The organism is uncultured Corynebacterium sp. (genome assembly GCF_902782855.1).
Classification (GTDB): domain Bacteria; phylum Actinomycetota; class Actinomycetes; order Mycobacteriales; family Mycobacteriaceae; genus Corynebacterium.
This window is the reverse complement of record NZ_CACZOO010000254.1, coordinates 1-5,785: the sequence shown is the minus strand read 5'-3', so window position 1 is coordinate 5,785 and position 5,785 is coordinate 1. Positions and strand designations below refer to the sequence as shown.

The following is a 5,785-nucleotide window of genomic DNA, read 5'->3' as shown; positions in this document are numbered from 1 at the left end:
CTGTTGTTCACGCACGTCGATGAGCCGGGCAAGATCGTCGCCGGTCGGCGCTCCACCCCGCTGATCGTCGGTGTCGGTGAGGACGAGATGTTCCTGGGCTCCGATGTCGCCGCGTTCATCGCCCACACCAGGCAGGCCGTGGAACTCGGCCAGGACAATGTCGTCGTCATCACCAAGGACGGCTACAGGGTCATGGACTTCGACGGCTCCCCCGCCGAGGGCCGCCCCTTCACCATCGACTGGGACCTGGCGGCCGCCGAGAAGGGCGGTTTCGACTCCTTCATGATGAAGGAGATCTTCGAGCAGCCCGCAGCCATCCGTGACACCCTCGCCGGCCACTTCGTCGACGGTCGCGTCATCCTCGATGAGCAGCGGATCTCCGACGACGACCTGCGTCAGGTGGAGAAGGTCTTCGTCGTCGCCTGCGGTTCGGCCTACCACTCCGGTCTGCTGGCGAAGTACGCTATCGAGCACTGGGTCAGGCTGCCCGTCGAGATCGAGGTGGCCAGCGAGTTCCGTTACCGCGACCCGGTGCTGGACAAGCAGACCCTCGTCGTCGCCGTCTCCCAGTCCGGCGAGACCGCCGACACCCTCGAGGCTGTCCGTCACGCCAAGAGTCAGGGGGCGCGCGTCCTGGCGGTGTGCAACACCAACGGTTCCCAGATCCCGCGGGAGTCGGACGCCGTGCTCTACACCCACGCCGGACCGGAGATCGGCGTGGCGTCCACCAAGGCTTTCCTGGCCCAGATCGCCGCGAACTACATCGTCGGCCTGGCGCTGGCCCAGGCCCGCGGCACGAAGTACGCCGACGAGATCGAGGACATCTTCGACCAGCTGGAGGCCATCCCGGCGAAGATCGAGAGGACCCTGGAGCTCAAGGACAGGATCCATGAGCTCGCCGAGGAGCTCGGTCCGATCCCGACGATGCTCTTCCTCGGCCGCCATGTCGGCTACCCGGTGGCGCTGGAGGGTGCGCTGAAGCTCAAGGAGCTCGCCTACATCCACGCCGAGGGTTTCCCGGCCGGCGAGCTCAAGCACGGCCCGATCGCGCTCATCGAGGAGGGTCTTCCGGTCGTCGTCGTGGTGCCGTCGGCGCAGGGCAGGGAGATCCTGCACTCCAAGATCGTCACGAACATCCAGGAGATCCGGGCCCGTGGCGCGAAGACCATCGTCATCGCCGAGGAGGGTGACGAGTCGGTGCGGCCCTACGCCAACTACCTGCTGGAGATCCCGGCGTCGGGCACGCTGCTGCAGCCGTTGCTGTCGACGGTGCCGCTGCAGTTCCTGTCGGCGGAGATCGCCCGGCAGTGCGGGAACACCGACATCGACAAGCCCCGTAACCTGGCCAAGTCGGTCACGGTCGAGTAGCTGTCACAGTCCGAAGAGAAGGAATGGAACCACGAACACCACGCATGTCCTCGCGGAAACGGTCGTCGATCTGAATGCGGTGGCGCACAATGTGCGCACCCTCGCCGGGCTGGTCGCCCCGGCGGGAGTCATGGCCGTGGTCAAGGCCGACGCCTACAACCACGGTATGTCCGATGTGGCCCGCACCGCGGTGGACGCCGGAGCGGCCGCACTGGGCGTCGCGACCCTCGGCGAGGCCCTCGCCCTGCGAGGCACGGGCATCACCGCCCCGGTCACCGCCTGGATATGGCTTGTCGGGGAGGATCTGCGCGGTGCCGTGGAGCAGGACATCACCGTCGGCGTCCCCTCGCTCGCGCACCTGGAGGCCGCCACCGCCGCAGCCGCCGGGGTGGGGCGCCCGCTGAAAGTCGGGTTGATGGTGGACACCGGTCTGTCACGCTCCGGGATCAGCCCGGCGGAGTGGCCGGCCGCACTGGACGCCGCGGACGCCGCCGTCGACGCCGGACTCATCGAGGTGACCGGCCTGTTCTCGCACTTCGCCAACGCCGATGACCCGATCTCCCCGACCACGGACCTGCAGGAGGAGCGGTTCAGTGCCCGGATCAGCGAGTGCCGGGCCCGTGGTATCGCTGTCCCGGTCAACCACATCGCCAACACTCCTGCGGCCCTGTCCCGGGTGGATCTGCGCCACGAGATGGTGCGCCCCGGTATCGGCCTCTACGGTGTCGACCCCTGCGCGATCCCGAGCGGTGTTGACCTGCATCCGGCGATGACGCTGCGCGCGCGGGTGGTCACCACCCGAGTCGTCGCGCAGGGTGAGGGGGTCAGCTACGGGCACCACTGGGTCGCCCCGGAGGACCACCGCACCGCCGTGGTGGCCATGGGCTACGCCGACGGCCTGCCCAGGGCGATGTCGGGGAGGTTCGGTGTGACCGTGGACGGTACCTGGTACCCGCAGATCGGTCGGGTGTGCATGGACCAGATCGTCGTGGATCTTGGTCCGGTGTCGGACACCGACGGTCCGGGCGCGTCGGTGCGTCCCGGCGACTGGGCGGTGATCTTCGGTGAGGGCGGACGCACCGTCCGGGAGATCGCCGAGGCCGCCGGCACCATCGACTACGAGATCCTCACCATGCCACGTGGTGCGCGGGTGGCCCGTCGCGTCATCCCCGTCGCTGAGTGAGCTGACAGTGACCCCTGAATCCAACCCTGGATCCGACCCTGGATCCGCCCCTGACTTCACCGCCCCGTGCGGACGGGCCCCGGCGCCGTCGGCCGAGGCGATGAGGACGCTGGGGGAGCGGCTCGGGGCGGTCCTGCAGGCGGGTGACGTGGTGGTTCTCACCGGACCGTTGGGTGCGGGTAAGACGACCTTCACCCAGGGGGTGGTACGCGGTCTGGGTGCGACGGGCCGCGTGAAGTCGCCGACCTTCACTGTCATCCGGGAGCACCGGGCGGGTACCCGCGCCGACGGCACACCGGGTGTGGGACTGTTGCACATGGACGCCTACCGGCTGCTCGGGGACGCGGTGCACACCGCGGTCAGCGAGCAGGGCGCGGACCTCCCGCGCGAGGCTGTGCTCGACATCCTGGAGTCACTCGACGTCGACGATGACCTGGGTGACCGGGTTCTCGTCGCGGAGTGGGGACGCGGGGTCGTCGAGACGTTGTCGGCCCGCGTCATCGACGTGGAGATCGGCCGGCGCACCGGGGGTGGTGGGGATGATGAGGAGTTCGATGTGATCGCGGAGGACGATGATCCTCGTGACCTGCGGTGGACCTGGCTCGACCGGGGGTGAACTGCCGGGGACGGTATTTGTTATCACCCCCACACAATCGGTTCTGGACGGCGTTCCGGGGGAAATCGGGTGTCGGGGATTGTGTCTTCGTCCGGAAGCGTGCATAATGGGCCTCGGATCACTGTGAGGGGTGTATCCAACAGGAACCCCGCTGCAAATGGAGAGTGCAGCGGGGTTCCGCCTTATCTTCACCGGGGCCGGGGGAAGTGGAGGGTCAGGGGAAGTAGACTGCGTGCTCATGCATGTTCTCGCGGTTGACACGTCCACCTCCCATGTCGTCGCCGGGGTGGTCGAGATCCCCGGCACCCCGGGCGGCGGCGCCCCGCTGCTCAGGGCGCAGCGCACCGAGCTCAACCCGCGCGGGCACATGGAGGTCCTCACCCCGAACATCATCGACTGCCTCCGGGAGGCGGGTCTGACCCCCTCCGACCTTGATGCCGTCGTCGTCGGCACCGGTCCAGGACCGTTCACCGGCCTGCGTGTCGGCATGGCCACAGCCGCGGCCTTCGGGGAGGCGCTCGGTGTCCCGGTCCACGGTGTCGAGAGCCACGCGGCCACCGCCTGCTCCCCGGGGGTCGCGGGTACCGTCCTCGTCGTCTCGGACGCCCGACGCCGTGAGTGGTACTGGTCGCTGGTGGACACCGTCACGGCCACCGTCGTCGACGGTCCGTCCGTCACCGCGCCTGGTGTCCTCGCCGGTGAGTATCCTGACGCCACCGTCCTGGCGGCCCGTGAGGTCACGGCGAAGCCCGGTGCGGTCCCGGGGGGCTGGACGGTCACTGACGCAGATGCGCACCCGACCCCGGAAGGCCTGGTCGCCGCTGCACTGCTGCGGTACAGTGCGGCCGGTCTGCGGCGGCCCGGGGTTCCGCTGCGCGCGCTCTACCTGCGACGCCCCGATGCCGTGGAACCGACCCGCAAGCCCGTGTCCGAGGCCCTGGACTTCAGCGGTGTCGACCTCGCCGCGGCTGTCGGCGTGCCCGTCGTCGCCGCTCTGACCGAGGACGACGCCGAGGCCTGCGCAACCATCGAGGCCGCGGTCTTCGCCGGTGACTCCCCCTGGTCGGCGGAGGCGTTCCGCTCCGAGATCGCGGCCCCGCACACCCGGTACATCGGGCTGTACCGGGAGGGGATCCTGCTGGGATTCGCCGGTCTGGCCATGGCAGGTCCCCTCGACGACCCCGAGTTCGAGATCCACACCATCGCTCTCGCGCCGGACGCCCAGGGGAACGGCTGGTCGAAGCTGCTCATGGATCCGCTGCTCGACCTGGCAGACCGGCACGGGGGGCCGGTCTTCCTGGAGGTCCGCACCGACAACGGGCCGGCCATCGGCCTGTACCGGGCCTACGGGTTCGCCGTCACCGGCACCCGGCGCAACTACTACCGGCCCTCCGGGGCGGACGCCTACACGATGCACCGGCCCGCCGTGCACGCCGGTCCGGTGTCCGCTGTCGAAGGTGTGCCCGCCGTGCCCGGACCGCAGTACCGCCCACGCGTGATCCTGGGGATCGAGAGCTCCTGCGACGAGACCGGGGTCGGCATCGTCGAACTGGATGAGCATGACGGCAAGACCCGTGTCACACAGATCGCCAACCGGGTGGCGTCGTCGATGGAGCAGCATGCACGCTTCGGTGGTGTCGTCCCCGAGATCGCTTCACGCGCCCACCTGGAGGCTCTCGTGCCCACCCTGCAGGCCGCCCGCGCCGATTTGGCCGCAGTCACCGGACGTGCGCGCCCCGACGCCGTCGCCGCGACCGTCGGTCCGGGGCTGGCCGGTGCACTGCTCGTCGGAGCCGCCGCGGCGAAGGCCTGTGCGGCGGCCTGGGAGGTGCCCTTCTACGGCGTCAACCACCTCGGTGGCCACGTTGCCGTGGACACCCTCCACACCGGCGGTGTCTACGGCCCGGACCGGGACGCTGAGATCCCCGATGATCTGCCCCACGCCATCGCGCTGCTGGTCAGTGGTGGGCATACCCAGATTCTCGAGGTGCACGGGGTCGGCAGGCCGATGCGTGAACTCGGGTCGACTCTCGACGACGCCGCCGGTGAGGCCTACGACAAGGTCGCCCGTCTGCTCGGTCTCGGCTACCCGGGTGGTCCGGTCATCGACCGGCTCGCCGCGACGGGTGACGCTGCTGCGGTGCCCTTCCCCCGTGGCCTGTCGAAGAAGTCCGACCCGGCATACGACTTCTCCTTCTCCGGGTTGAAGACCGCGGTGGCCCGCTATGTCGAACAGGCGGGACGCCGTGGCGGGACCGTGGCGGTCGAGGATCTCTGCGCGTCCTTCCAGGAGGCCGTCGTCGACGTGCTCACCGCCAAGGCCGTGCAGGCCTGCCGGGACACCGGGGCGTCGGTCCTGCTGCTCGGCGGGGGTGTGTCCGCCAACCGTCGGTTGCGTGCACTGGCTACGGCCCGGTGCGCCTCGGCCGGGGTGACGCTGCACGTTCCGCCGGGACCGCTGTGCACCGACAACGGGGTGATGGTCGCGACGCTGGCAGCCCACCTCATCGGGGCGGGCGTCGCGCCGAGCGGGCTGCGGGTGGCCACCGATCCGTCGATGGACGTGGAGGTGCCGGTGCTGGCTGCGGTGGGGGAGCAGCCGGTGAGCAGTCGGTGAG

The 5,785-nt window shown here is 69.7% G+C and carries 4 protein-coding genes; all 4 read left to right on the top strand.

What is annotated here, in order from left to right:
- On the top strand, nt 1–1,368 hold a 1,368-nt coding region (gene glmS / locus QZV72_RS10405; protein WP_297008238.1), incomplete at its 5' end, for a glutamine--fructose-6-phosphate transaminase (isomerizing).
- A gap of 79 nt (nt 1,369–1,447) precedes the next feature.
- Nucleotides 1,448–2,551: an alanine racemase gene (gene alr, locus QZV72_RS10400; protein ID WP_297008235.1), complete on the top strand. Its 1,104-nt coding sequence runs from the start codon at nt 1,448–1,450 to the stop codon at nt 2,549–2,551.
- A gap of 7 nt (nt 2,552–2,558) precedes the next feature.
- Entirely contained in the window at nt 2,559–3,167 is a 609-nt protein-coding gene (gene tsaE / locus QZV72_RS10395; protein ID WP_297008231.1) for a tRNA (adenosine(37)-N6)-threonylcarbamoyltransferase complex ATPase subunit type 1 TsaE, read from the top strand.
- A 238-nt stretch (nt 3,168–3,405) separates the two neighbouring features.
- Nucleotides 3,406–5,784 (top strand): tRNA (adenosine(37)-N6)-threonylcarbamoyltransferase complex transferase subunit TsaD, encoded by a 2,379-nt coding sequence (gene tsaD, locus QZV72_RS10390; RefSeq protein ID WP_297008227.1) that lies wholly within the window; start codon nt 3,406–3,408, stop codon nt 5,782–5,784.
- The last annotated feature ends 1 nt before the right edge of the window (nt 5,785 follow it).